This window comes from Agreia sp. Leaf244 (genome assembly GCF_001422695.1).
Lineage (GTDB): Bacteria > Actinomycetota > Actinomycetes > Actinomycetales > Microbacteriaceae > Agreia.
In genome coordinates this window covers 350,638-375,000 of record NZ_LMLX01000001.1, presented here as the reverse complement: position 1 = coordinate 375,000, position 24,363 = coordinate 350,638, and the positions used below count along the sequence as shown (strand labels likewise).

The 24,363-nt window shown below is 63.0% G+C and carries 19 protein-coding genes; 13 read left to right on the top strand and 6 right to left on the bottom strand.

Annotated features, from left to right (window positions below):
- Nucleotides 1-112 precede the first annotated feature (112 nt).
- Nucleotides 113-2,284, bottom strand: coding sequence for an acyltransferase family protein (locus ASF06_RS01715; protein WP_082500627.1), 2,172 nt, complete (start codon nucleotides 2,282-2,284; stop codon nucleotides 113-115).
- A gap of 330 nt (nucleotides 2,285-2,614) precedes the next feature.
- On the opposite strand from ASF06_RS01715, the gene ASF06_RS20155 reads away from it, so the two are divergent.
- From ASF06_RS20155 to ASF06_RS01695, 6 genes are all read left to right on the top strand, one after another.
- Nucleotides 2,615-3,724: a polysaccharide pyruvyl transferase family protein gene (locus tag ASF06_RS20155; RefSeq protein WP_442853919.1), complete on the top strand. Its 1,110-nt coding sequence runs from the start codon at nucleotides 2,615-2,617 to the stop codon at nucleotides 3,722-3,724.
- Nucleotides 3,721-5,181: a lipopolysaccharide biosynthesis protein gene (locus tag ASF06_RS01710; RefSeq protein ID WP_082500626.1), complete on the top strand. Its 1,461-nt coding sequence runs from the start codon at nucleotides 3,721-3,723 to the stop codon at nucleotides 5,179-5,181. The genes ASF06_RS20155 and ASF06_RS01710 overlap by 4 nt, the downstream gene beginning before the upstream one ends.
- A 47-nt stretch (nucleotides 5,182-5,228) precedes the next feature.
- Nucleotides 5,229-6,113: a glycosyltransferase family 2 protein gene (locus tag ASF06_RS19005; RefSeq protein WP_162237668.1), complete on the top strand. Its 885-nt coding sequence runs from the start codon at nucleotides 5,229-5,231 to the stop codon at nucleotides 6,111-6,113.
- Between the two features lie 172 nt (nucleotides 6,114-6,285).
- Nucleotides 6,286-7,977, top strand: coding sequence for a DUF4012 domain-containing protein (locus ASF06_RS01705; protein ID WP_162237667.1), 1,692 nt, complete (start codon nucleotides 6,286-6,288; stop codon nucleotides 7,975-7,977).
- Between the two features lie 125 nt (nucleotides 7,978-8,102).
- Nucleotides 8,103-8,570 (top strand): hypothetical protein, encoded by a 468-nt coding sequence (locus tag ASF06_RS01700; protein WP_055942533.1) that lies wholly within the window; start codon nucleotides 8,103-8,105, stop codon nucleotides 8,568-8,570.
- 218 nt (nucleotides 8,571-8,788) lie between these two features.
- Entirely contained in the window at nucleotides 8,789-9,814 is a 1,026-nt protein-coding gene (locus tag ASF06_RS01695) for an LCP family protein (protein ID WP_162237666.1), read from the top strand.
- Between the two features lie 61 nt (nucleotides 9,815-9,875).
- Here ASF06_RS01695 and ASF06_RS01690 read toward each other — a convergent pair whose 3' ends face one another.
- The 3 genes from ASF06_RS01690 to ASF06_RS01680 form a co-directional block, all read right to left on the bottom strand.
- Nucleotides 9,876-11,192, bottom strand: a complete 1,317-nt coding sequence (locus ASF06_RS01690; protein WP_055942527.1) for a UDP-glucose dehydrogenase family protein — start codon at nucleotides 11,190-11,192, stop codon at nucleotides 9,876-9,878.
- 165 nt (nucleotides 11,193-11,357) lie between these two features.
- Nucleotides 11,358-11,648 (bottom strand): hypothetical protein, encoded by a 291-nt coding sequence (locus ASF06_RS01685; protein WP_055942524.1) that lies wholly within the window; start codon nucleotides 11,646-11,648, stop codon nucleotides 11,358-11,360.
- A 173-nt stretch (nucleotides 11,649-11,821) separates the two neighbouring features.
- Nucleotides 11,822-12,199, bottom strand: a complete 378-nt coding sequence (locus ASF06_RS01680) for a hypothetical protein (RefSeq protein ID WP_055942522.1) — start codon at nucleotides 12,197-12,199, stop codon at nucleotides 11,822-11,824.
- 358 nt (nucleotides 12,200-12,557) lie between these two features.
- On the opposite strand from ASF06_RS01680, the gene ASF06_RS01675 reads away from it, so the two are divergent.
- The gene (locus ASF06_RS01675) at nucleotides 12,558-14,018 is read left to right on the top strand and encodes an HNH endonuclease signature motif containing protein (protein ID WP_055942519.1); all 1,461 of its coding nucleotides are present in this window, start codon (nucleotides 12,558-12,560) and stop codon (nucleotides 14,016-14,018) included.
- Here the strand turns inward: ASF06_RS01675 and ASF06_RS01670 are convergent.
- Both ASF06_RS01670 and ASF06_RS01665 read right to left on the bottom strand, forming a co-directional pair.
- A complete protein-coding gene (locus ASF06_RS01670; RefSeq protein ID WP_055942517.1) occupies nucleotides 14,002-15,132 on the bottom strand; it encodes an SDR family oxidoreductase in 1,131 nt (376 codons plus the stop codon). The two genes, ASF06_RS01675 and ASF06_RS01670, sit on opposite strands and share 17 nt — an antisense overlap.
- Before the next feature lie 56 nt (nucleotides 15,133-15,188).
- The gene (locus ASF06_RS01665) at nucleotides 15,189-16,439 is read right to left on the bottom strand and encodes an MFS transporter (RefSeq protein ID WP_082500622.1); all 1,251 of its coding nucleotides are present in this window, start codon (nucleotides 16,437-16,439) and stop codon (nucleotides 15,189-15,191) included.
- A 127-nt stretch (nucleotides 16,440-16,566) separates the two neighbouring features.
- On the opposite strand from ASF06_RS01665, the gene ASF06_RS01660 reads away from it, so the two are divergent.
- The 6 genes from ASF06_RS01660 to mmsA all read left to right on the top strand — a co-directional run bounded on the left by ASF06_RS01660 (nucleotide 16,567) and on the right by mmsA (nucleotide 24,363).
- Nucleotides 16,567-17,955: a sugar nucleotide-binding protein gene (locus tag ASF06_RS01660; RefSeq protein WP_055942514.1), complete on the top strand. Its 1,389-nt coding sequence runs from the start codon at nucleotides 16,567-16,569 to the stop codon at nucleotides 17,953-17,955.
- 58 nt (nucleotides 17,956-18,013) lie between these two features.
- Entirely contained in the window at nucleotides 18,014-18,448 is a 435-nt protein-coding gene (locus tag ASF06_RS01655) for a VanZ family protein (protein WP_055942510.1), read from the top strand.
- Between the two features lie 152 nt (nucleotides 18,449-18,600).
- Nucleotides 18,601-19,698: a fatty acid desaturase family protein gene (locus ASF06_RS01650; protein WP_082500621.1), complete on the top strand. Its 1,098-nt coding sequence runs from the start codon at nucleotides 18,601-18,603 to the stop codon at nucleotides 19,696-19,698.
- A 541-nt stretch (nucleotides 19,699-20,239) separates the two neighbouring features.
- Nucleotides 20,240-21,223: a LacI family DNA-binding transcriptional regulator gene (locus ASF06_RS01645; protein ID WP_235497179.1), complete on the top strand. Its 984-nt coding sequence runs from the start codon at nucleotides 20,240-20,242 to the stop codon at nucleotides 21,221-21,223.
- A 303-nt stretch (nucleotides 21,224-21,526) separates the two neighbouring features.
- Nucleotides 21,527-22,651 (top strand): multiple monosaccharide ABC transporter substrate-binding protein, encoded by a 1,125-nt coding sequence (gene chvE / locus ASF06_RS01640; protein ID WP_055942507.1) that lies wholly within the window; start codon nucleotides 21,527-21,529, stop codon nucleotides 22,649-22,651.
- A 143-nt stretch (nucleotides 22,652-22,794) separates the two neighbouring features.
- Entirely contained in the window at nucleotides 22,795-24,363 is a 1,569-nt protein-coding gene (gene mmsA, locus ASF06_RS01635; protein WP_055927697.1) for a multiple monosaccharide ABC transporter ATP-binding protein, read from the top strand.

Here is a 24,363-nt window from a genome sequence, read left to right as displayed (position 1 = left end):
ACAGGCGTGGCGGCAATCACAAGGATCCATGCAAATCCGAGCCAGGTAGTGCGTCGGGCTAGAGGGAGAAGTTCAGCATCACGGGAGCTAGCCGGAGGGGACTTTGTTGAGTTCATTTTCCCAAGACTCCGGCCCGGTCGAGGAGTGGATCTAGACGGTTTTCCATTGATTGCACATATGTTTTTGTGAGGTGCGATCCTTGTCGGTAGACAAGGACATTGCCGATAACCGGTTGGCATTTCGTTCCGCTGCCGGAGGTTGGGCACACGGCGTCGGTCAAATCCAATAGTGCTATTCGAGTGTCTGCGCCACTGGTCTCATCGCCGGAGGCGCTGATTACTCGACCGCCGAGACTGGCGAGCGCCTCTAGCTGAAGCGGCAAGGCACTTCTTGCGACTGCTGCTGTCTTATCGAAGGAACAACTGTCGATCATCTCCGGGTTCTCTGCGACGCATTCATATACGTTGCTCCCCGGGTTGGGATTGTCGCCGATCACGATTACCTGGGTTCCCATATCCATTACCTTCTGCCACTGACGAGCCATGCCCTGACTCATCTCCTCGGATTCCGTGACGGAGGTCTCGGATGACGCTGCCTTCGTGCCTACTTGCGATGTGATGACGGATACCGGTTTCAGCTCGCGAAGGTCATCGAGGACATTCAAATTCCAGGCCGCGCACGCGTTGTACGGCTTGCCACCCACGAGGGGGAGAGAGTCTGTGAATGCGCAACGGCTCTTCGCGAAGGTCACAAGCCTCAGTCCACTCGTTTGAGCGAATGCGTCAAGAGCGGGGAGCCATTGCGCTGCCTTGGAATCGCCTACCAAGGCCACCACTTTCGGAGAATCGGTGTCGCCGTAGGTGCAAGAGATGGCTTCCGCGTCCGCGTCCACTTGTTGGCAATCGTCTGCGTAGATGGCCGGGACGTCCGATGTTGCATTCATGGGGTCGGGCGTGATCCACGCAGGAGGCTCGCTTAGCAGGGCAGGAGAAGTCTCGGCAACTACTGGGGCCAATATCTTCGCCCCCTCGGCCACCGCCCCGTCGGGCTTGAGCAGAATATTTTGAGGAGCAGCGAGAACGAGCAGAAGACCGAAGATGATCGAGGTAGCGGCACCGCCGAGTCCTATGTAAATTCCGTGCCGCGTTTTGGAGCGGGCCCATTCTGAATACCTGACAGGATTCTCGATGAGTCTCAGCGAAAGCCACGCGACCGGGATTGAGACAGCGGCGGCGACGACTGAGACCCAAGTGCTTGCGGATGAGGTTGCATATGCGGCGAGAACGATGAGAGGCCAGTGCCACAGGTAAAACGAATAGGACAGGCCTCCGATCCACACCATCGGCCTGGCCCCAAGAACTTTCGTCACGGGACTGCGGAAGCTTCGATCGTTTCCGAGGGTGAGCACAAGAACGGTGCCCATAACGGGCAATATCGTGAGGGGGCTTGGCCATCCTTGTTCTGCGTCAATGGTGACCAGCGAGAACAGGACCAACGCGACGCCTAACGCGGTTACGAGCTCGCTGGCGAGGACGCCGATACGGCTCCGTATGAATGGAACGGAGATGGCCGCGGCGCCGCCTACGGCAAGCTCCCAAAGACGGGACAACGATGAGAAGTAGGCGGTCGCATCGCCATCGAAATTTGCCCAAATGGCGTATGTCAGAGAGAGTGCGGTCGCGATGATTGCGATGCCAAGAAAGATCCTCGCGAAGTGCGAACCTTTCATACGAGATGCGGCGTAGCCAGCCAATATGATCAGGAGTGGCCACAGGAGGTAGAACTGTTCTTCTACGGCTAGAGACCAGAAATGTTGGACGGGCGACGCGGCCGCGTCTTCCGCGAGGTAGTCAACCGATCGCGCTGCAAGCGTCCAGTTAATGACGTAGGCGCCGGCCCCAACTATGTCCTGTCCAAATTGCGACCAGTGGATGCGTGGAACGAAGAGGTAGACGGAACCCGCGGTCACCATCAGTACTGCGGTTGCTGCAGGGATAAGGCGAGTCATTCGTTTCGAGTAAAAACGGACGAGGCCGATTCGGCCAGTCTTCTCCCGCTCCCGGAGCATCTGTTGCGTGATGAGAAAACCGGAGATGACGAAGAAGATATCGACACCGATAAATCCACCAGGAAGCCAGCCCGAGTGGACATGGTAGAGCACAACGGCCAGAACGGCGACCGCTCGAAGGCCCTCGATGTCAGGACGAAATCCCGGGCGTGACTTCGCCTCGGGCCGTCCTGCCGTCGACTGGGCTGGTTCGGTGCTTACGTTCGTATCGGTCACGGGTCTCCTGTCTCAGGCAACTGACCTGCCGAAAGAACGTGGTCAATAGCTGAGGGTGCCGCGCAAACGCCCGATGAAACGAGACTCCCCCTGCCTCTCGACAATGTTAACGGGCAGGTGGCTGCCAATCGGCGCCAGGTGTTTCGATCGTGTGAAATGTGGGCCACAATTTGGCTTTTCCGACCGGGTAAAGGTGGCGTCCTGGAGAATGACAGGTTCGAAGGCAATGAATCTAAACATCAATTGACCAGGTCTTTAGTCTGACTGCCGCGATTTTCCGCGTTATATGTCGCCGAACCGTCCAACCTCGACAAGCGAGACGACATAGTTATGCTTGCCGACGTGCAGAGCGTCTTCGTTTCAGTCATTGGCCAGGAAGATAATCTCGGTGACTCCGTCCTACGGCGGGGGTTGCTCGAGGCATTGAGATCGGGGGGTCTCCAACTTTATGTATTGATCGGATCAAACAGCGACGGGTATTGCCGCGCCGCCGGTCTCGCAGAAGGAGATCGTGTCTTTCGGTCGCGGTCTGAATGGCTGAGTTCTTTTTCGAAAATGCGTCCCAGCGAAGCGACCTTCGTTCTTAACGCTGGCGAGAGTCAGGTGCATCGTCGTCGGCTCTACCTCGGCGGACGACAGGCCGCGTCTTTGATCCTCGCCAGGCTACGTGGCGCGGCCATTATCCAGACAGGCGTCGGGCTGAGAGGCGCCGACAATGGAAGATTGACGGTTCCACCTTTGGCGTTGCGCATGAGCAACCTGGTCACATGGCGTGATCAGAAGAGCCGAGACTATGCGCGAATCGGAAGAGTTTCGCCCGACTGGGCTTTTGCGCTCGGTACACCGACCGCAGAGTCCAGTTGGGCAAGTCCAGAATCGGACAGGCAATTCTTGGCCATCTCAATGCGAGGCGACCGACCTGCCCCCACTGCGACGTGGTACGCAGGTGTAAGGCGGGCCGCTGAAGCGCTGCAACTGACACCTGTCATCTTGACGCAAGTCAGGCGAGACTCGTCTCGATCGGTGGAAATTGCCGCGAAGCTCGGTGGGGGAGCGAACGCCATGGAGTGGCATGGAGAGGATCACGCGGCGCAGGAGACCGTCGTGCGTGAGATCTATCGCCAGAGTGGAGCCGTCTTGAGCGACCGACTGCACGCCCTTATTATCGGGGCCACTGAAGGAGCCGTTCCCGTCGGATACACGGTGGGATCGCCGGAAAAGGTTGATAGAACGCTCGGAGCTGTTGGCTTGAGATCGTCTTGCTTTTCCGCCGCAGATGAAAACGACCCTCATCGAATAGTCGGAATCGTTCAAAGCGACTCGCGGTTGAGTGAAATAGTGTCCGCCGCGCGGGCGGACCTTGCTGTTCTGTCGAAGGAGATGGTTGGAATAGCGCAGAGGCAGCCCGGAAGCCTGGCGTCTGAGACGGCGCCTAGATGAGTGGCTTAGCCTCAAGCGCGGCGCGAGGGAGCGCAGTAACGATTGCCTCTCAGGGGATCAAACTCGTTCTCATGCTCGCGTCGACCATCGTCTTGGCGCGGCTCCTTTCGCCAAGCGACTACGGCATTATCGCCATGGTCGTAGCAATTGTCGGCGTTGGAGAGATATTCAGGGACTTCGGGCTCTCGATGTCAGCGCTTCGGGCGAAGGAGTTGTCTCAGCAGCAGCAGTCCAACCTTCTGTGGATTAACGTCGGCGTTGGCGCGATCCTGACCATTCTGTTTTTTTTCCTTGCAGTGCCCATTTCCCTGTTCTACGGTCGGCCCGAACTGGTCGGAATCGTTCACGTACTTTCGATGACGTTCGTGGTGAACGGTATCTCGACCCAGTTCCGTGTCCGAATAAACCGTGAACTTCGATTTGTTGCGCTAGCGGTCGCAGATATCGTCCCCTACGCGTTGGCGTTCGCTGCAGCCTTGGGGCTGGCCTTGTATCAGGGGACATACTGGGCTCTTGTTGCCCAGCAGCTGGTCGTATCGGTTGCAGGGCTTGCGCTCGCGGTCATTTTTGCTCGGTGGATGCCAGGGCTCCCTGGCCGGGCTGAAATGGGTGGGCTTATTAAGTTTGGGATGAGCTTCGCGGCAACACAGCTCGTCTCCTACGCCACACGCAATGTGGACAGCATCGCTATCGGTCGAGTGTGGGGTGCGGCGAGTCTGGGAATGTACGACCGGGCCTACCAGCTTCTTGTTATGCCTCTGACGCAGATCAATACGCCGCTCTCACGAGTCGCCATTCCAGTTCTGTCTCGAATCTCGGACGAGCAAGAAAAGTTTGTCCGATACCTGCGGCAAGCACAGCTCATCGCGCTCTACGTCACCGCCAGCCTGTTCACAGTCGTGGCTGCCATCGGAGAACAGATTGTGGTCTGGGTTTTGGGAGCTCAGTGGCAAGAAGCGGGACAGATTCTTCAAGTCTTGGCAATAGGAGGCATCTTCCGGGCGGTGGTGCAGATCTCCTATTGGATCTACATGGCGAAAGGCATGGCCAAACAGCAGTTCTGGTTCTACCTCGTCGCTCAGCCGGCTGTTGTTGTGGTCATGTTGGCCGGACTGCCATGGGGAGCCATGGGAGTAGCCATCGGCCACTCGGTCGGATACGGACTATTTTGGATTGCCTCTCTATTGTGGGTTGGCCGGCAGGCGAAGATCAACGTGCGGCCGTTCTTCGGGGATGCCCTGAGGGCCATCGGCACATTCGGTGCGCCGGCCGCCATTCTGGCATTTGCCGCGTCGACGGTCCTGGAGTCGGCCGGTCCAATGGCACGTGTCTTCGGTGGCATAGGTGCCGCCGCTATTTGGTACCTTGTGGCATGGGTTATCTTCCCTAGGGTTCGTGCGGATATCAGAGTTCTGACTCAGTTCATGCGATTGGCTCTGGGGCGCAGGAGGGCGTAATTCCGGCCTAGATTTGGAAGCACCAACACGTATATTGGGGGATTCACGTGGTGTTTATAAGTTGTGTCATTCCGACCCACTCGAGAAGCAATCTACTCGAGGAGGCCTTGGGCTCCGTTTTGGCGCAATCCTCCCTGCCGGATGAGATTGTCGTTGTCAGCGACGTCGACGACTCTCCGTCAAAGATGGTTTGCGATTTCGCACAATCGACTACCTCCGTGCCGATTACCTTCATTACCTATACGGACCGACCAGGCGGGGCGTCTGAATCTCGAAATACCGGGGCACGATCGGCTAAGGGGGAGGTTCTCGCGTTTCTGGACGATGACGACACCTGGTCTCGAACCTACTTAGCTGAGGTTCGCAAGCAACTGGTTGCCTCCGTGGACATGGTGGTGACATGGCTTCTTGAATTCTCGGCCGATGAAACCCGACCCGGAGAGGCGATTCGTACGGGACTTATTGCAGCAGACGCTGCCGCGATGAACCCCGGTGCGACTGGCAGCAATGTTGTTATTCGATCTTCAGCGTTCTGGGACCTCGGCGGATACGACCCGCTTCTCCGCGTGAAGAACGACACCGATTTCCTCTACCGCTTTCTCATGCGGGGATTGCGTTATGCCGTTGTCAGCGAGCGACTCGTTAATCAGCGGAAACACAGCCAGGGGCAACTTACCGCAAAGACCGAAACGCGCGCGCGTGGCACCGAGGCGTACTTGCGAAAGCACCGGTCGACTTTGAGCAAGGACGATGTTCGTATCCTGAGGCTTGCAGCTCATCGAATTCGAGCCCATAGTGCGCCCCATGCGGTACTCAGATTCAGTCACAGAGCAGCGATGGTATTTCTCTACTCGCCCTCCGAGCTAATGAATGTGGTTCGGCGGGGGCGTGACAGGACTTTCTTCGCGGTAAAGGGCTTCTCTGGCGATTGAGCGAGCCGTCGACCATCACCCGAAATACTTCCGAAAAACACGAATGAGCACAATGTCGCCTACTCACGCACGTCCTCGTCGAACACGTCGATCCCGCATCCTTCGCCGCACGTTTGGTTGGCTCGCATTGACACTCGGGCTGGCGGTCATCTTGTGCGCATCGTGGGTCGGAGTGCGCGCATATCTTGCGCAGAAAGAACTGAGCCAGGTAGTACCTATTGCTTCTGAAATCAAAGCGCAGGTTGTCGCGGGCGATGTCGCTGGCGCTTCTGCCGCAGCAGACAGGATAGCTCAGCACACCACCACAGCGGCGGAATTGACTAGCGACCCGATCTGGAGGGCCGGTGAAACGCTTCCTTGGGTCGGAGCGAATCTGCGCGTCGTGAGGGAGTTGGCGGCAGCTGGGGACGAAGTCGCGCAGAACGGCGTGGTCCCTCTTACAACACTGACCGGCACGATCGGCCTATCGAGCTTCAAGCCGCAAGCCGGACATATTGACCTGCAGCCCATAGTTGACGCACAGCCGACGCTCGCATCGGCTTCAGCCTCTCTGGCTCAAGCTACTGCCGACGTCGACTCGATCGATGTGGGCGGCACGCTCGCCCAGGTCTCCGAGGCCCGCATCAAGTTGAAAAATGCACTAACGGAGGCCTCAAACGCGGTCTCGTTGATCGAGAGCGCGTCGCGACTCATTCCTTCGATGCTTGGCCACGATGGTCCTCGCAACTATCTCGTTCTATTTCAAAACAACGCGGAGCTGAGATCCACGGGTGGCATCCCAGGTGCGATGGCGGTGGTGTCGACCAATGGAGGTTCATTGGCCTTGACGGCACAGGCGTCATCAAGAGACTTCCCGAAGTTCGAAGCTCCTGTCATCGATCTTCCGGTAGAAACGCGTGCCATATATGGAGAGAACACCGCTCAGTACATTCAAGACGTGACTTTCACGCCCAATTTCTCGGTCTCTGGACAGATCGCGCGGGAGATGTGGAAGGAGCGGTTCGGCCTCGAGGTTGACGGCGTAGTCTCTCTCGATCCAGTGGCCCTCTCGTACCTCCTCGCTGCCACTGGGCCCATAACACTCCCAACGGGCGATGTGCTGACGAGCGAGAACGCGGTGCAGCTTCTACTTCAGGACGTTTACTCGAGGTATCAAGAACCCGTCGAGCAGGACGTATTCTTCGCTTCGGCTGCGGCGGCTGTGTTCGAGAAGGTCGCCGGCGGTGAGCTTGACGCGACGAAACTTGTGGATGCTTTAGGTCACGCGGCTGACGAACGACGAGTCTTGTTGTGGAGTGCCCACCCGGACGATCAGGCAATTTTGGCGGATTCGTCGCTTTCCGGGTCGCTCCCCATGAGCAGTTCTACTTCTGAAGTATTCGGCGTCTACTTCAACGACGCGACTGCCGCGAAGATGGATCCGTATCTTGACGTCTCAGTTTCAACTGGTCAGAACGTGTGCCGGAAGGACGGGCTGCCGAACTACTCTGTGAACATTACGCTGACCAACTCGCTCCTCGCCGACTCGGTTTCGTCACTTCCCGATTACGTGACAGGAGGTGGGGTCAGTGGCGCCCCCGTGGGAAGCATCAGAACCAATGTGTCTGTTTATGGTGCCCCCGGACTGTACAACCTCGGCGCGCTCCGCGACGATGTTGCCGCGGACTATCATCCAGCGTCCGACGAGGGTTACACCTTGAGCAAATTACAGGTGGAATTAGCGCCAGGAGAGAGCACAACTTTGGAGTTTCAGTTCCTGGGCGATGTGTCCGGGTCGAAGGAGATGTTGGTCGAACATACGCCGCTTGTTTACAGCATCGAAACAAAAGATGTTGAGTTTAGCTGTGAAAGTGCCCTACAGTAGGAATACCCCAATCTGGGGTATATGCCCACTCGGGCTGCCAGTGTCGGCGAAATCACAAACTATTTTGGGGGTAGTTTCTCATGTTCAAAAAGGTCCTTGCAACAGGCTTACTTGCAGTTCTCGCGGTGTTCGCAGTACCAGCAGCGGCGAACGCCTACGAAACCACTGACGGTTCGGCCGTCACGATCGCACCCGGAGATGCCGCCACGCTGACGTTCTCCGGCTTCGATGCCAACGAACCGACCACGGCGTCTGCACCCGATGCAGTCACGCTGGGCGTCGTCAAGGTGGTTACGACCGCATCCAAGGCGGCAAGCGCCTCGGGAGCGGTTTCGTACACGGCTTCGGCGACTCAGCCGGGCACGTACACCATCACCGTGACCGGCGTCTCCGGAAAGGTTGCCGTCGGCACCCTGACCGTTGCTCCGACTGACTCGGGTGCCGGTTCGGGCTCGGGCTCGAACGGTGCTCTGCCCAACACGGGTCTCGAGACCCCGATGCTGATCATCTGGGGCGCTGCCGGTGCTCTTGCTCTCGGTATCGCTCTGACCGTGGTTCTCACCATCGTTCGCCGCCAGAAGGCGTCGGTCTAGCAAACGCCTGGAAGGTGTCTTGAACCGACACTCGGATAGCTTCTTGTAGGCGTCTTACACGGAATGCCCTCGGCGAAAGCCGGGGGCATTCTGCGTGTGTGCCCTCGGTAAAAGCCGGGGGCATTCTGCATCTGTGCCCTCGGCCCTCGGAGAGGGGGTAGCGCCGAACAGCTCTTCCTCATAAAGTGAGCATTATTCATTTTATGGAGAGTGGCAATATGTCGAAGAGCACAGCGGCGACGACACGGGTGCGTCGCCATCCGTGGAGAACAACTGCCGTGATCATCGGCGTGCTGGCACTCGTCGGAGGCGGGTCGGCTGCCGCGTACGCCATGCAGCTCGGGCAGACCTGGGATCAGAAGACCGTGAAGCTCGCCAACGCCTTCCCCGCCGCCGACGTGCGGCCGGAGGCGCCGGCGCCGACCGCTGCCCCCGCCGCCCAGAACATCCTGGTGCTCGGCTCCGACACGCGTGGGGATGGCAACACGTCGATCGACGGCCTCGAGGGCCAGCGCTCCGACACGATCATGGTCGTGCACATTCCGGCCGATCGCCAGCACATCACCGTGATGTCGATCATGCGCGACAGTTGGGTCGACATTCCCGGCTACGGAGAGGCGAAGATCAACGCCGCGCTCTCATACGGGGGAGTGCCCCTGGCCGTGCAGACCATCGAGGGCATGATCGGTGCACGCATCGACCACGTGGCGGTCGTCGACTTCGCGGGATTCCGCGGTGTGGCAGACGCGCTCGGCGGGGTGAACGTCTACAACTCCATCCCATTCGACTCGTCGAAGATGCCCGGTCACCGCTTCGAGCGGGGCATGCAGGCCATGAACGGGGAGGAGGCGCTCGCCTTCGTCCGTGAGCGCTACGCCTTCGACGACGGCGACTTTCAGCGGGCTCGCAACCAGCAGGAGTTCGCGAAGGGGGTCATGAGTCAGGTCATGAACGCCGCTATCCTCACAAACCCCGGCCGCCTCGGCGGACTCGTCTCGGCCATCGCGCCCTACCTCGTGGTCGACAGTGGCTTCGACGCCGGCTACGTGGGTCAGCTCGCTGTGGAGCTGCGCGACGTGACTCCTACCGATGTGTCGTTCTTCACCGCCCCGACCAGCGGCACCGGAACGTCCAGCGACGGACAGTCGATCGTGAACGTCGATTGGGATGCCTTCGTGGCCGTGAAGTCGGCCTTCCAGAGCGACTCGGCCGAGCAGTTCGCGGCGCTCATTCCGCCGAAGTAGTCGCTGAGACCGAAAAAGAGGGACCGCAATGGCGCGGTCCCTCTTTTTCTCGTACTGCCTGCTAGGGGCGACCCAGCCCGATGTAAGACCAACCAGCGGCGCGCCAGGCCGTCGCATCCAGTGTGTTGCGGCCGTCGATGATCGTCGCCGTCTTCACCAGCGGAAGTGCCCACGCCGGGTCCATGTGCCGGAACTCGTCCCACTCCGTGACCAGCACGACCAGGTCGGCATCCTGCAGCGCCGCGGCCGGCTCGACCTCGTACGTGAGCTGTGGATGCACGCGGCTGGCCGTGTGGATCGCCTCGGGGTCGGTGGCCACGACGTTCGCACCAAGGCCCTTGAGCTGCACGGCGACGTCGAGCGCCGGGCTGTCGCGGATGTCGTCGGAGTGCGGCTTGAACGCCAGGCCGAGAACGGCGATCTTCTTGCCGTTCACCTGGCCCCCGAGCGACTCGACCGCGAGGTCGACCACACGCTGGCGGCGACGCAGGTTGATGGCGTCGACCTCCTTGAGGAAGGCGACGGACTCGCCGCGGCCCAGCTCCTCGGCGCGAGCGGTGAACGCGCGGATGTCCTTCGGCAGGCACCCGCCGCCGAAGCCGACGCCGGCCTTCAGGAACTTCCAGCCGATGCGGTCGTCGAGGCCGATGGCGGTCGACAGCTGCGTGACGTCGGCGCCGGTGACCTCGGCGATCTCGGCCATCGCATTGATGAACGAGATCTTCGTCGCCAAGAAGGCGTTGGCCGAGACCTTCACGAGTTCGGCGGTCGCGTAGTCGGTGACCACCAGTGGCGTGTCCTTGCCGAGTGCCGACTCGTAGACACCGTCGAGCAAGGCCTTGGATGCCTCGGCCTGGGCCGGCTCGGGCGGCAGCCCGTACACGAGACGGTCGGGAGAGATGGTGTCTTGAACGGCGAAGCCCTCACGCAGGAACTCGGGGTTCCAGGCGAGCATCGCGCCCGTGCCGGATGCCGTCACCTTAGCCGCGAGATCGGCGGCGGTGCCGACGGGCACCGTCGACTTGCCGACCACCAGGTCGCCATCCGAAAGATAAGGGAGCAGCCCGTCGAGCGCCGCGTTCACATAGGTGAGGTCGGCCGCGTAGCTGCCCTTCTTCTGCGGCGTTCCCACCGCGATGAAGTGCACCTGGCTACCGGCGGCGTCGGCGAGGTCTGTCGAGAAGCGCAGTCGACCCGTGGCCGTGGCCGACGTGAGGATCTCGGGCAGGCCCGGTTCGAAGAACGGCGCCTTTCCCGCGGCCAACGCGTCGATCTTGGCCTGGTCGATGTCGATGCCGATCACGTCGTGACCGAGCTCGGCCATCGACGCGGCGTGAACCGCGCCCAGGTATCCGCATCCGATTACAGAGAGCTTCATTTGCTGCCTTCCCCCGATTGAGCAAAGTGATGCACCTCGTCGTGCTTATCCATCCCTCATTCCTACCAGACTTATGTATCCGGCGAGTTTCCTTCAGGGGTGCAGCCGCGCATCCGGCCCGGTTTCAGCGCGCGGGTGGCCGGCTCAGTTGTTCGTCTGGCCGATTCAGTCGTTCTCTGCCGTGTGGGGCCGCCAGGCCAGGCGGCGTTCGGTCAGGGATCGGATCAGGGGAGTCGTGTCGAGTTCCTGGTGCGGCGTCGCCGAGTCGGAGATCTCGAGGGCTTCGCCCGGGGAGAGAACGAGCTGCACGACCGGGCCATCGTGGTCGATGACGACCGGAACGTCGATGATCACCACACGCCCGCGACGGCTGGCGGCGGCCGAGAAATTCGAGACCGCCTGTGCGACATCGTCGGTCGTCACGAACGACTTGCCCTGGCATCGGATGAACTTCATGTCGGCCCCCTCGACACGATCACGACAGGTGTCCCGTCGCCTGCATCGCTTCTTCGCGGTTTCTTGTTGGATCGTGCCTTAAGGCTAGTCCTGCGCGTGCGCGACGGGGCTGGCGCTAGCCAGGCGGGCTTGGATGCCGTATGGTCGCGCGGTCACGCGAGTGTCTGGCGACGTCATGGCAGGGTGAATTCGGGCGCGTGTTGCGGCGGGAGAGGGTCTGGAAGCGGGTAGTCCTCTACGTCGCCGTTGATGTCGCCCACGGTAGTGACGGTCTCGGCATCGAAGTTGAGGATGTCGCCGGCGTAGAGCTCCATGGCGCCGCCCCTGCGGGGGCCGTTGACGTTGTTGAGGTAGGCAAGTCCGACGCAGAAGCGGTCGGAGATGAAGTCGGGTATGTCATCGGCAGCGACGACATACGCCACCGGCGTGCCGTCGTGATCGAGCAGTGCCTGGCCGGTCGCCCCGGCGCGGGGTCCGCTGTCGACGGCGATCTGCTGGCGTCCGCCACTGATCTTCGGCTTGTCATCGGATCTGAGGGGCGTACAGGACATGGGCTCGAAGACGTCGCCCGCGTTATCAGGTACGACGGTCGGAGTCGGGCTGGGAGTGATGGCTGAGGTGCTCGCGCTGCTGGGTGTCGGGGCTTTTGTCCGCGTAGGTGCCTGTGTGTTCGTGCAGCCGACGAGGATTGCTGTCGCGATGGTAGCGGTCAGGGCCGCACAAACGAATCGTCTTCGCCTCATCTTTGCAACTTTAGTCTTTAGAACACTTGTTCTACTGTGTGCGATACGGTAATCTATGTCTATAGAAACAGTATTCGACACAATCCGAGCCTTTACGGCTCGTCTGTCGAGTATTCATGGTGCCACCGACTTCTCAGAGTTCACCTCTGATGAGTTGAAGACATTCATGAGCATCACGGCGGGTCTCAGGCACGAGGTCGATCGAGCGCTGGCCTGTGGGGCTGCCGAGATCAACCAGCGCTCCCGCAGAGAGCTCGGCGGGGCGGGGCTCGCGAAGACCGAGGGGCACCTGAATCCGCAGTCGATGATCGCCGCGTTGACCGGCAGCACGAAGGCCGACGCCCGAAAGATCGACAACCTCGGCAAGTCTGTGATGCAGGCGTCGCCAGTGCGGTTCGCACCGCCCGGCGGGCAGGCCGACGCAGGGCTGCCGCAGCGGCCGTGGTTCGCGTCGATCACAGAGCGCATGCAGTCGGGCGCCATCAGCCCCGACAGATTCGAGGCGTTGCGTGCGGGGCTCGGCGGCAGCGCCGATGACGTGTCTCCAGAGGCGCTGGCCGCGGCGGCAGACCGAATTCTCGAGTATCTGCATCCACTCGACGCGCCCGAGCTGGTCTATCGTGACGCCCGAAACGCGCGTGCGCTGCTCGATCGCGCGAGCGTGGCGGAGAACGAGCGCGAAATGCAGGCCAGGCAAGAGGCGAAGATCTACACGGATCGAGACGGGATGGTTCATCTGCGCGCGTCGTTCGCGCCCGAAGACGGCGCCTGGTTCAAGAACACCCTCGACTTGCTACTCGGTCCCCGAATCGGCGGGCCTCGACTCGTTCACGGCAAGGCCGCGACCATGGCAAAGGCTCTCGAAGACGACCCGCGCACGACCGAGCAGATCCGCGCCTCGGTGCTCGTGGCCCTGCTCAAGGCCGGTGCCCTCGTCGACGAGAACGCGCTGCTCGCGCAGAAGCGGCCAACGGTGCAGGTCGTCGTCAGGGCCGACGAACTCACGCGGCCCAACAGCGACGGTGTCGCATTCATCGAAGGAACGGGCATCCCCGTCTCGATGAAGACCATCGATCGACTGGTCTGCGACACCGGGTTCGTTCCCCTGATTGTCGACTCCGCGGGCGCGCCGCTCGACCTCGGCCGGGAGGTGCGCCTCTTCGCGGCCAAGCAGCGCCTGGCGATCGCCTCCCTCCAAGACGGATGCGTCGTGGCGGGGTGCAACGCCCCGCCGTCGTTCTGCGAGGTGCATCACATCGATCCGTGGAGCGAAGGCGGCAAGACCGATGTCGAAGACGGAGTCCTCCTCTGCAGGTTCCACCACATGCACCTGCACAATCACGGTCATCGCATAGCGCGGATCGTCGGCGAACGCTACGAAGACAGCTACCGCTGGGTGCCGCCGGCAGAGTTCGATCCGCTGCGATCACCCATCAGAGTCAGGTTCCGTGGGGTCGCGCTCCACTATGCCCATGCGAGTGCGAGTGCGAGTGCGAGTGCGAGTGCGAGTGCGAGTGCGAGTGCGAGTGCGAGTGCGAACGCGGGTGCGGGTGCGCGCACGAACAGAAACCGACCGCGGAAGCCGAGTCCGTCACCCGGCCCCGTTCGGTTCACGCGGCGGGGATGAGCCGCTCGTGTCGGTAGCGATCGAAGAGGGCCGTGAACGAGTCCACTGTGCGGTGATGGGTGTGGAACCCGGCCAGGCGGCTCTTGCTGATGTCGGTCACGACCTCGATGTCACGGCCCAGGTCTGCGTCGGTGTGCCACCACGACGCGAGGCGGCCGAGGTCTGGCTCGACGAGGTCGTGCTGCGCCGCGATCGTCGCCCACACCTCGTCCATTCCCTCCATCTGCTGCTCGAGAGGTCGCGGGCTCGTCTCGAAGCCGACGGGCTCGACGCCGAAGTATGCGGCGAGCTTCGGCCACATCCAGCGCCAGCGGAAGATGTCGCCGTTCACCACGTTGAACGCTTCGTTCGCGCCCGCCGGCGACGTGGAGGCCCAGACCATCTGCTCGGCGAGAACGGTGGAGTCGGTCATGTCGGTCACGCCGTTCCACTGCGTCTCGCTGCCGGGAAAGACGAAGGGTTGATCGAGGTGACGGCAGATCGAGGCGTAGGTCGCGAGCGTGAGCCCCATGTTCATCAGGTTGCCGACGGCGTGGCCGATCACCGTGTGGGAACGGTGAACCGACCAGGTGAAGCCCTGGCGCTCTGCAGCAGCGAAGAGCTCGTCCTCTTGCGCGTAGTAGAAGTTCGGAATGTCGAGCCGGGGCTCGTCCTCGTGAAAAGGAGTGTCGGGCATCTCTCCCTGGGCGTAGGCGTCGAACGGGCCCAGGTAGTGCTTGAGGCCCGTCACCAGTGCAGCGTGCACCACGGCAGATCCGTCGAGCGCTTTGAGCAGGTCGCGCACCATGCCCCCGTTCACCGCGATGTTCTGCTCCTCGGTCGACTGGCGCGACCAGGCGGTGAAGAAGACGTGGCTGACGCCTCGCCCCTCGAGGGCCTGGCGCAGGCTTTCCGGCGAACGCAGGTCCGCCGCGATCCATTCGACCCCGGGGGCCTGCCGGCCCTCGGAACGGGCCAGCGCGAGCACCCGCCATCCATCGGCCGTCAGTGTGTCGACGAGGGCCGAACCCGCGATGCCCGACGCGCCGACCACGAGGGCCACGCGGTCGGATGCCGCAAGGGAGTCGGATGCTGGGGCAGAAGTGGGCGGGGAGGAGTTCGGTGAGAGTGACATCCCCCTCTCGAACCGCGCCCGTCGACGAGGTATTCCGCCCGAGGCGGTTGCACAGGTCAGCGAACGGGCTGCGGCTCCAGGGCGGCGATCGCGGCGGCGTTCGCGTTCGCCGAGGCCGCCGCCCGGTCGCCGCGCAGGCCCAGGTTGAACACCACCACGGCGCCGACCGCCGCGATTCCGCCCGCCAGCCAGAAGTCGAAGGCCAGGCCGTTCGCGGTCACGGCCAGGGCGCCGAATACGGATCCCGCGGCGATCGACAGCTGGATCGTGGTGACGAAGAGCGCCAGACCCCCTTCCGATGCCGAGGGCGAGGCGTTCGCCATCCAGGTCTGCATGCCGAGCGGCAGGCCACCCCACACCAGGCCCCAGGCGGTGATGAGAATGAACACGCCCACGAGCGACGACGCGAGCAGGGGCAGCGGCACGATCGTGGCGGCGACGACGGTCATCGCGACTCCCACGGTGGCGGTCACGCTGCGCGACAGAGTGAAGCCCGCGGCGAAGTTGCCCACGATGCCGGCCACTCCGAAGATCAGCAGCGCCAGAGTGATGGTTCCCGCGTCGAGCTCGACGAGCTCTTCGAGGTACGGCGACACGAAGGTGTAGGCCGCGAACTGGGCGACGAACACGAACGCCGCGCCGATGAGTCCCACCCGGGCGCGCGGCAGCTTCAGCAGCGCGGCCAGAGTCGACGCGCGCACCCGCTGCACCGACGGGATCTTCGGCAGCAGCAGCAACTGTCCGACGAGCGAGACAGCGCCGAGTGCCGCGCCGATCACGAACGCGAGGCGCCAATCGGCGACGGATGCGATGAACGAGCCGAGCGGAAGGCTCACGACGGTCGCCACCGAGATGCCGGCCGTGATGAACGACGAGGCCCGGATGACCGACTCGGGGCGCACGAGCCGCGCTGCGACGCCGGCGCCGATCGACCAGAAGCCGCCGAGGGCGACGCCGAGCAGCAGCCGGGCCACGATGAGCACGGTGAAGTTCGGCGCCATTGCGCCCAGCAGGTCGGCCAGCACGAGCAGAAGACTGAGCGACCACAGCACGATCCTCCGGTCGATCCGCGAGGTGGCGATGGTGACGATCGGCGCGCTGACAGCACCGGCCAGCCCCGTGGCGACGACCATCAGGCCTGCGGTTCCGATGCTCACGTCGAGATCGTCGGAGATCGCCGTGAGCAGGCCGATCGGCAGGAACTCCGAGAGCACCAGCACGAACGAGCCCAGAGACACAGAGAGCACCCCGAGCCATCCACGCAGGTCGGAGGAGGTGGTGCCGGGCCGGGTCGCGACAGAGGTCATGACGAGCTACAAGCGTCGAGAACCCGAGTCCATTCCCGGCGCAACGGAGTGACCCCCGCGCCGGTTCCCGGTAGGCTCGCTGCGCGCGACCGAACGCGCGCGGCAAGAGAAAGCACAGGTGTTACCGATGACCGAAGCGAACGAACTGCGTCTGACCGAGACGGCGATTCCGGGGCTCGTGATCCTCGACCTTCCGGTGCACGGCGACAACCGCGGCTGGTTCAAAGAGAACTGGCAGCGCGAGAAGATGCTCGCCCTGGGGCTGCCTGACTTCGGTCCGGTGCAGAACAACATCTCCTTCAACGGCAAGACCGGCACCACCCGCGGAATCCACGCCGAGCCGTGGGACAAGTACGTGTCGGTGGCCACCGGGCGCATCTTCGGGGCGTGGGTCGACCTGCGCGAGGGCGACTCGTTCGGCGCCGTCGTGACCGTCGAGCTCGACGCGGGCCGCGCCGTCTATGTGCCGCGCGGAGTCGGCAACTCGTATCAGACCCTCGAAGAAGACACGGCCTATACCTACCTGGTCAACGACCACTGGAGCCCGGCCGCCTCGTACACGTTCCTCAACCTCGCCGACGAGACCGCGAACATCCCCTGGCCCATCTCGCTCGACGACGTCGAGATCAGCGCGAAAGACCAGGCCCACCCGCGACTCGCCGACGTCGTTCCCATGAAGGGTGCGCGCACGCTCGTGCTCGGCGCGGGCGGTCAGCTCGGCCTCGCGCTGCGCAACGTTTTCCCCGACGCCGAATACGTGTCGCGCGCCGAGTTCGACGTCGCCGACCCGGCCAGCTACGCCTCGCGGCACTGGGGCGACTACGACACCATCATCAATGCGGCCGCCTACACGAAGGTCGACGAGGCCGAGACGGCATCGGGCCGATCGGATGCCTGGGCCGCGAACGTCTCGGCCGTCGCGTTGCTCGCATCGGTCGCCACCGCCAACCGGCTCACCCTCGTGCACGTCTCGAGCGACTACGTCTTCGACGGAACCGCGGCCGAGCACCCCGAAGACGAGGCGTTCTCGCCGCTCGGCGTGTACGGCCAGACCAAGGCGGCGGCCGACGCCATCGTGTCGACCGTTCCGCGTCACTACATCGTGCGCACCAGCTGGGTCATCGGCGAGGGCAACAACTTCGTGCGCACCATGGCGTCGCTCGCGTCTCGCGGAGTGGCGCCGAGTGTCGTGAACGACCAGATCGGGCGATTGACCTTCACGACCGACCTGGCCGACGGCATCCGGCACCTGCTGACGACGGGCGCCGACTTCGGCACCTACAACCTCACGAACGAGGGCGAGCCGCAGTCGTGGGCCGCCATCGCCGCGCGCGTCTACGAGCTCACCGGACACTCCGCGTCGGATGTGACCGGGGTCTCGACCGAGCAGTACTTCGCCGGCAAGTCGGTCGCGCCGCGCCCGCTGGGCAGCGTGCTGCCCCTGGGCAAGCTCGCCGACACAGGGTTCGTTCCGCGCGATGGCGACGAGGCTCTGAAGCACTACCTGGGCGTGTAGGGCTTTTCGGCGCCACGAAAGAAATGGCGTCGAAACACTGTTCGGGTACCCTCGGCGAATGGACAGCCCTCGATTCAGACGCTGGGCGTGGGGGGCTCTGGGGCTGATCACCCTGGTGGTGATCGCCATCACCTTCTGGCCCACGCCGGTCGACAGGCCGTTCCACCTGGCGATCGGCCGCACGCTCGCGTTTCTGCATCGCAACGGCCTGCCGCACTGGGTGACCTATGCGGTCGTCGAGTCGGCCTCGAACGTCGTGATGTTCGTGCCCATCGGCGCTCTGATCGCGATCCTCGTGCGGCCGTCCTTCTGGTGGGTGTCGGGTGTGCTCGGACTGCTCGCGTCGGCGTGCATCGAACTCGCGCAGCTGCTGTTTCTTCCCGCTCGATACGCTTCGCTCGGCGATGTCGCGGCCAATACGAGCGGCGCCCTGCTCGGGGGAGTGATCATATGCATCCTGCGTTATATACAGACGCACCGATCACCCGCCTGACCCACCGGGGCTGGCAAGCGCCTGTGGGTCGTCCGTGCATCCGGCCTTCGACCCCATGATCGAGGCCCCGCCCCGTAGAGTGGCAACAAGTCACCCCTAGAACCTGGTTGTCTTGCTGCCCTGCTCGGGCCCGATGGCCGAAGGGGGCCTCTGTGACTGACACAGTAAAACCGCGCATCACGTTCACGAAGACCAAGCCCGGCGGGGCGCGCACCAGCCCGACCAGCGAGTACTCCTCGCTGCTCAACACCGTTCGCGACGCCGGCCTGCTGCGCCGCCGCAAGGGCTTCTACTACTCCATGTTCGGCGTGCTCGTCGCCGCCCTCGGGGGCGTCGGCGTGGGTATCGTGCTGCTCGGCGACTCGTGGTTCCAGCTGCTGATGGCTGCCGCACTCGGCATCATCTTCACCCAGTTCGCGTTCCTGGCTCATGAGGCCTCGCACCGTCAGGTCTTCACTTCGGGCAAGGCGAACGACATCGCCGGACGCGCTCTCGCCAATCTCTTCGTGGGCATCAGCTACTCGTGGTGGATGACGAAGCACTCCCGCCACCACGCCAACCCCAACGTGCTCGGCAAAGACCCCGACATCGAACGCGACTTCATCTCGTTCATCCCTGAAGACGCGGCCAAGTCGAAGGGCCTCTACGCCTGGGCCACGAAGCGCCAGGGTTATTTCTTCTTCCCCGTTCTGATGTTCGAGGGCCTGAACCTGCACATCCACGGCTTCCGCACGGTGTTCGGCAAGGGCAAGGTCGACAAGCGCTGGCTCGAGATCAGCATGCTGACCACGCGCATCGCGGCCTACGTCATCGTCATCTTCCTGCTGCTCGAGCCCGGAATGGCCTTCGCCTTCATCGGTGTTCAGCTCGCCGTCTTCGGGGTCTACATGGGCGCCTCGTTCGCCCCAAACCACAAGGGAATGCCCACGCTGCCCCACGACAGCAAGGTCGACTTCCTGCGTCGCCAGGTGCTGACCTCGCGCAACATCCGCGGCGGCTTCGTAATGGACACCTTCATGGGCGGGCTCAACTACCAGGTCGAGCACCACCTCTTCCCGAACATGGCCCGGCCGAACCTCAAGAAGGCTCAGGCCATCGCCAAGGAGTACTGCGAGAAGCACGACATCCTCTACACCGAGACCGGTCTGCGTCAGTCGTACGGCATCGTGATCCGCTACCTCAACAAGGTCGGACTCTCGGCCGGCGGAGACCCGTTCGACTGCCCGGCCGCGCAGGCGTTCGGCCGCTAGGCCCAGCACAGCTCCACGCGCTCCACGCGCTCCACGCGCCTCACCCGCTTCACTTGAGAGCACTTCGCGTCAGATCGACAGGTTCACCAGACCTCGACCTGACGCGAAGTGCTCTCTTTTTCGCGTAGGACAGCACTTCGGGTCAGCTCGAGACTCCGCCGGGGCGTCGACTTGCCAGAGAGTGCTGTTCGACGGTCGGATCTGCGCGTTCTGTGGCAGGTCGCGCGTGGGGGTGGGCGTCGACTTGCCAGAGAGTGCTGTTCTCCGGCCGGATCTGCGCATTCTGTGGCAGGTCGCGCGTGGGGGTGGGCGTCGACTTGCCACAGAGTGCTGTTCTCCGGTCGGATCTGCGCATTCTGTGGCGGGTCGCGTGCGCGTGCGCAGTCCCTGCTCACGAGTTCAGGGGCAGCGCGAAGGTGCCGCAACCCGCGACGCGTGCATAATGGACTGGCGCTCACCCTTGTGAACGTGAACAACGATGAGGTTAGAGCGCGTGGCAGACGAACCCGAGCCGGTGGCGAAGAAGTCACGGGCGCCGAGCATGCACGATGTCGCGCGCCTCGCCGGGGTCTCCCACCAGACGGTCTCCAGAGTCATCAACGACGCCCCGAACATCCGTGACGAGACCAAGCAGCGGGTGCTCGATTCGATGGAGCAGCTGCAGTACCGGCCCAACCGGGCCGCCCGCGCGCTGGTCACGTCTCGATCCCGAACCATCGGCATCCTGTCGGCGTCGCGTACCAACTACGGCCCCGCCGCCAGTATCCAGGCGATCGAGGACGCGGCCAACGCGGCCGGCTACGCGGTGACGACGGCGAACATCCAGGGCTTCGAATCGACCTCGATCGTGCGCGCCATCGATCGCCTGCTCGACCAGGCCATCGAGGGACTCGTGGTCATCGCGCCGCAGCGGCGCACGTTCGACACCCTCGCGGGCATGGCGCTGCGCCTGCCCATCGTCACCCTGCAGTCGACGGGGACAGACGGAGACAGGTCTCTCTCGGTCGACCAGATCATGGGTGCGCGTCTCGCAACCCGCCACCTGATCGAACTCGGTCACCGCTCCATCTACCACCTGGCCGGCCCGCAGGACTGGATCGAGGCGGAGGCGCGCATGACCGGCTTCCTCGACGAGATGAACGCCCAGGACATGCCGACGACGGCCCCGTTCCTGGGCGACTGGACCGCCGAGTTCGGCTACTTCGCCGGGCGCGAGCTGCTGCGCGTGCGCGACTTCACGGCCATCTTCGCCGCCAACGACCAGATGGCCCTGGGTCTCATGCACGCGATCCGCGACGCCCGTCTCGATGTTCCGGGCGACATCAGCATCGTCGGCTTCGACGACATTCCGGATGCCGCCCACTTCTGGCCGCCCCTGACGACGGTGCGGCAAGACTTCGCCGAGCTCGGACGGCGCTGCGTGGCTCTGCTTCTCGGTGGCCTCGACGCGGGGGAGCAGTACGACGGCATCATCGCTCCGACCCTCGTTGTGCGCGGATCCACCGGCCCGCCGCTGAATCGGTAACGATCGTGACACGGCCCGAAATGGTGGTTGACACGGTGATCCGTTGCGGGTCTAGTATGAACACGCGTTGTGAACGTTCACAAGGAATGTGGATCGCACCTCGCACCAGAGCAGACAAGGGAGTCGTAGACATGGCCAGCAGCACGCGCAGCGCAGCCCGTCCATCCTCTCCCTAGCCCGCACCCCCTCTGCCGCGCTGGGCTCTCGCCCTGCACGGCGAACGAATCGGTCTCCGGGACGATGCCGGTTCGTGCACCACTGCAGACAACGACGTCCACTGCACATTCGAAAGGAATTCACACAGTGAAAATCAAAACCCTCCTCGCCGGCGTCGCCGCCGGCGCGATGATCATCGGCCTCTCGGCCTGCTCCAGCGGCTCAGGCGGCGGCGGAGAAGGCGGCGGAGACGGCGGCCTCATCGGCGTCGCGATGCCCACCAAGTCGAGCGAGCGCTGGATCCAGGACGGCGACGCCGTCAAGTCGCAGCTCGAAGACGCCGGCTTCACCGTCGACCTGCAGTACGCAGAAGACGACATCCCCACCCAGGTCTCGCAGATCGAGAACATGATCACCAAGGGCGCCAAGGCCCTGATCGTCGCCTCGATCGACGGCACCACGCTCACCAGTGTTCTGCAGGATGCGGCCGACGCCGACATCCCCGTCATCGCTTACGACCGCCTGATCCGCGACACCGAGAACGTCGACTACTACGCGTCGTTCGACAACTTCAAGGTCGGCCAGCAGCAGGCCTGGTCGATGCTGAACGGTCTCGGCCTCACCGAGCTCGACGGAACGCCCATCTCAGGCGCACCCGCCGGCCCGTTCAACATCGAGCTCTTCGCCGGTTCGCCCGACGACAACAACGCCACGTTCTTCTTCGACGGCGCCATGCAGGAGATCCAGCCCCTCATCGACAGCGGCGTTCTCGTCGTCGGCAGTGGCCAGACCGACTTCGAGCAGGTCGCAACCCTCCGCTGGGACGGCGAAACCGCGCAGAGCCGCATGGAGGACATCCTGACCTCCACGTACTCCGACGGTTCCAAGAAGGTCAACGCGGTTCTCTCGCCCTATGACGGCATCTCGCGTGGAATCATCTCGGCTCTCACCGACGCCGGCTACACGGTGGGCGACGAATGGCCGACCATCTCCGGCCAGGACGCCGAGCTCGACTCGGTCAAGGCGATCAACTCGGGCGAGCAGTACGCGACCATCTTCAAGGACACGCGCGAACTCGCCAAGGTCGCTGTCGCCATGGCCACCGCCATCCTGAACGGCGAAGAGCCCGAGGTGAACAACACGAAGGACTACGACAACGGCGCGAAGGTTGTTCCTTCTTACCTGCTCGAGTCGCAGATCGTCGTGAAGGACAACATCACCGAGGTTCTGGTCGACTCCGGCTACTGGACTGAAGACGAGATCAAGGGCTAATACACCAAAGATCCCGGATGTTCCGGGCGCGTGACCCGATCGGGTCGCGCGCCCGGCGCATCCAGTCTCTCGTCGCCGCCTAGGGCGACGTAATACCCACCACACGAACAACCAGCAAGGAAGCAGGTTCGCAGATGACGGACATGGTCGACGCACCTCTCAGCGACGCTCCGCTCGATGGCGGTGCCCCCAACATCCTCGAGATGCGGGGAATCACCAAGACGTTCCCCGGCGTCAAGGCGCTGCAAGACGTCACGATCGAGGTCGGCCGTGGCCAGGTGCACGCCATCTGCGGCGAGAACGGCGCCGGCAAGTCCACGCTCATGAAGGTGCTGTCGGGTGTCTACCCGTTCGGCACCTACGAGGGCGACATCGTCTTCGAAGACAAGATCGTCGAGTTCAAGGACATCCGCGATTCCGAGGCCGAGGGCATCGTCATCATCCACCAGGAGCTGGCCCTGAGCCCGTACCTGTCGATCGCCGAGAACATCTTCCTCAACAACGAGCAGCGTGGGGCCATGGGCCTCATCGACTGGAACAAGACCAACTCCGAGGCGGCCAAGCTGCTCGCCCGGGTCGGCCTGCGCGAGAACCCGACGACCAAGATCATGGACATCGGAGTCGGCAAGCAGCAGCTCGTCGAGATCGCGAAGGCGCTGTCGAAGCGGGTGAAGCTGCTCATCCTCGATGAGCCCACCGCTGCCTTGAACGACGAGGACAGCGACCACCTGCTGAACCTGATCCTGCACCTGAAAGAGCAGGGGATCACGGCGATCATCATCAGCCACAAGCTGAACGAGATCAAGAAGGTCGCCGACTCCGTCACGGTCATCCGTGACGGCAAGACGATCGAGACGATCAAGAAGAGCGACGTCACCGAAGAGCGCATCATCAAAGACATGGTGGGCCGCGACCTCGAGCACCGCTACCCCGATCACACGCCGCACATCGGCGACGAGATCCTGCGCGTCGAAGACTGGACCGCGCACCACCCCCAGGACCCGAGCCGCGTCATGGTCGACAACGTCAACATCAACGTGCGTCGCGGAGAGATCGTGGGCATCGCCGGGCTCATGGGCGCCGGCCGCACCGAGTTCGCGATGAGCCTGTTCGGCCGCACCTACGGCTCGAAGATCAGCGGCCGCGTCTACAAGAGCGGCGTCGAGATCAAGACCCGCACCGTGTCGGAGGCGATCGCGAACGGCCTCGCCTACGCCACGGAAGACCGCAAGACCTACGGGCTCAATCTCATCGACGACATCAAGCGCAACATCTCGATGGCGGCGCTGAAGAAGCTCGAGAAGCTCGGCCTCGTGAACGACGGCCAGGAGTGGACCGTCGCCAACGAGTACCGCAAGAGCATGAACATCAAGTCTCCGACCGTGCTGGCGAAGACCGGCAAGCTGTCGGGCGGAAACCAGCAGAAGGTCGTGCTGTCGAAGTGGATCTACTCCGACCCCGACGTTCTGATCCTCGATGAGCCCACCCGCGGTATCGACGTGGGAGCGAAGTACGAGATCTACAGCATCATCAACAAGCTGGCCGCCGAGGGCAAAGGCGTGATCGTCATCTCGAGCGAACTGCCCGAGCTGCTCGGAATCTGCGACCGCATCTACGCCCTGTCCGAGGGACGCATCACCGGCGAACTGCCGATCGAAGAGGCGAGCCCCGAGGCTCTGCTCAAACTCATGACCATGGAAAAGGCCCGCTAG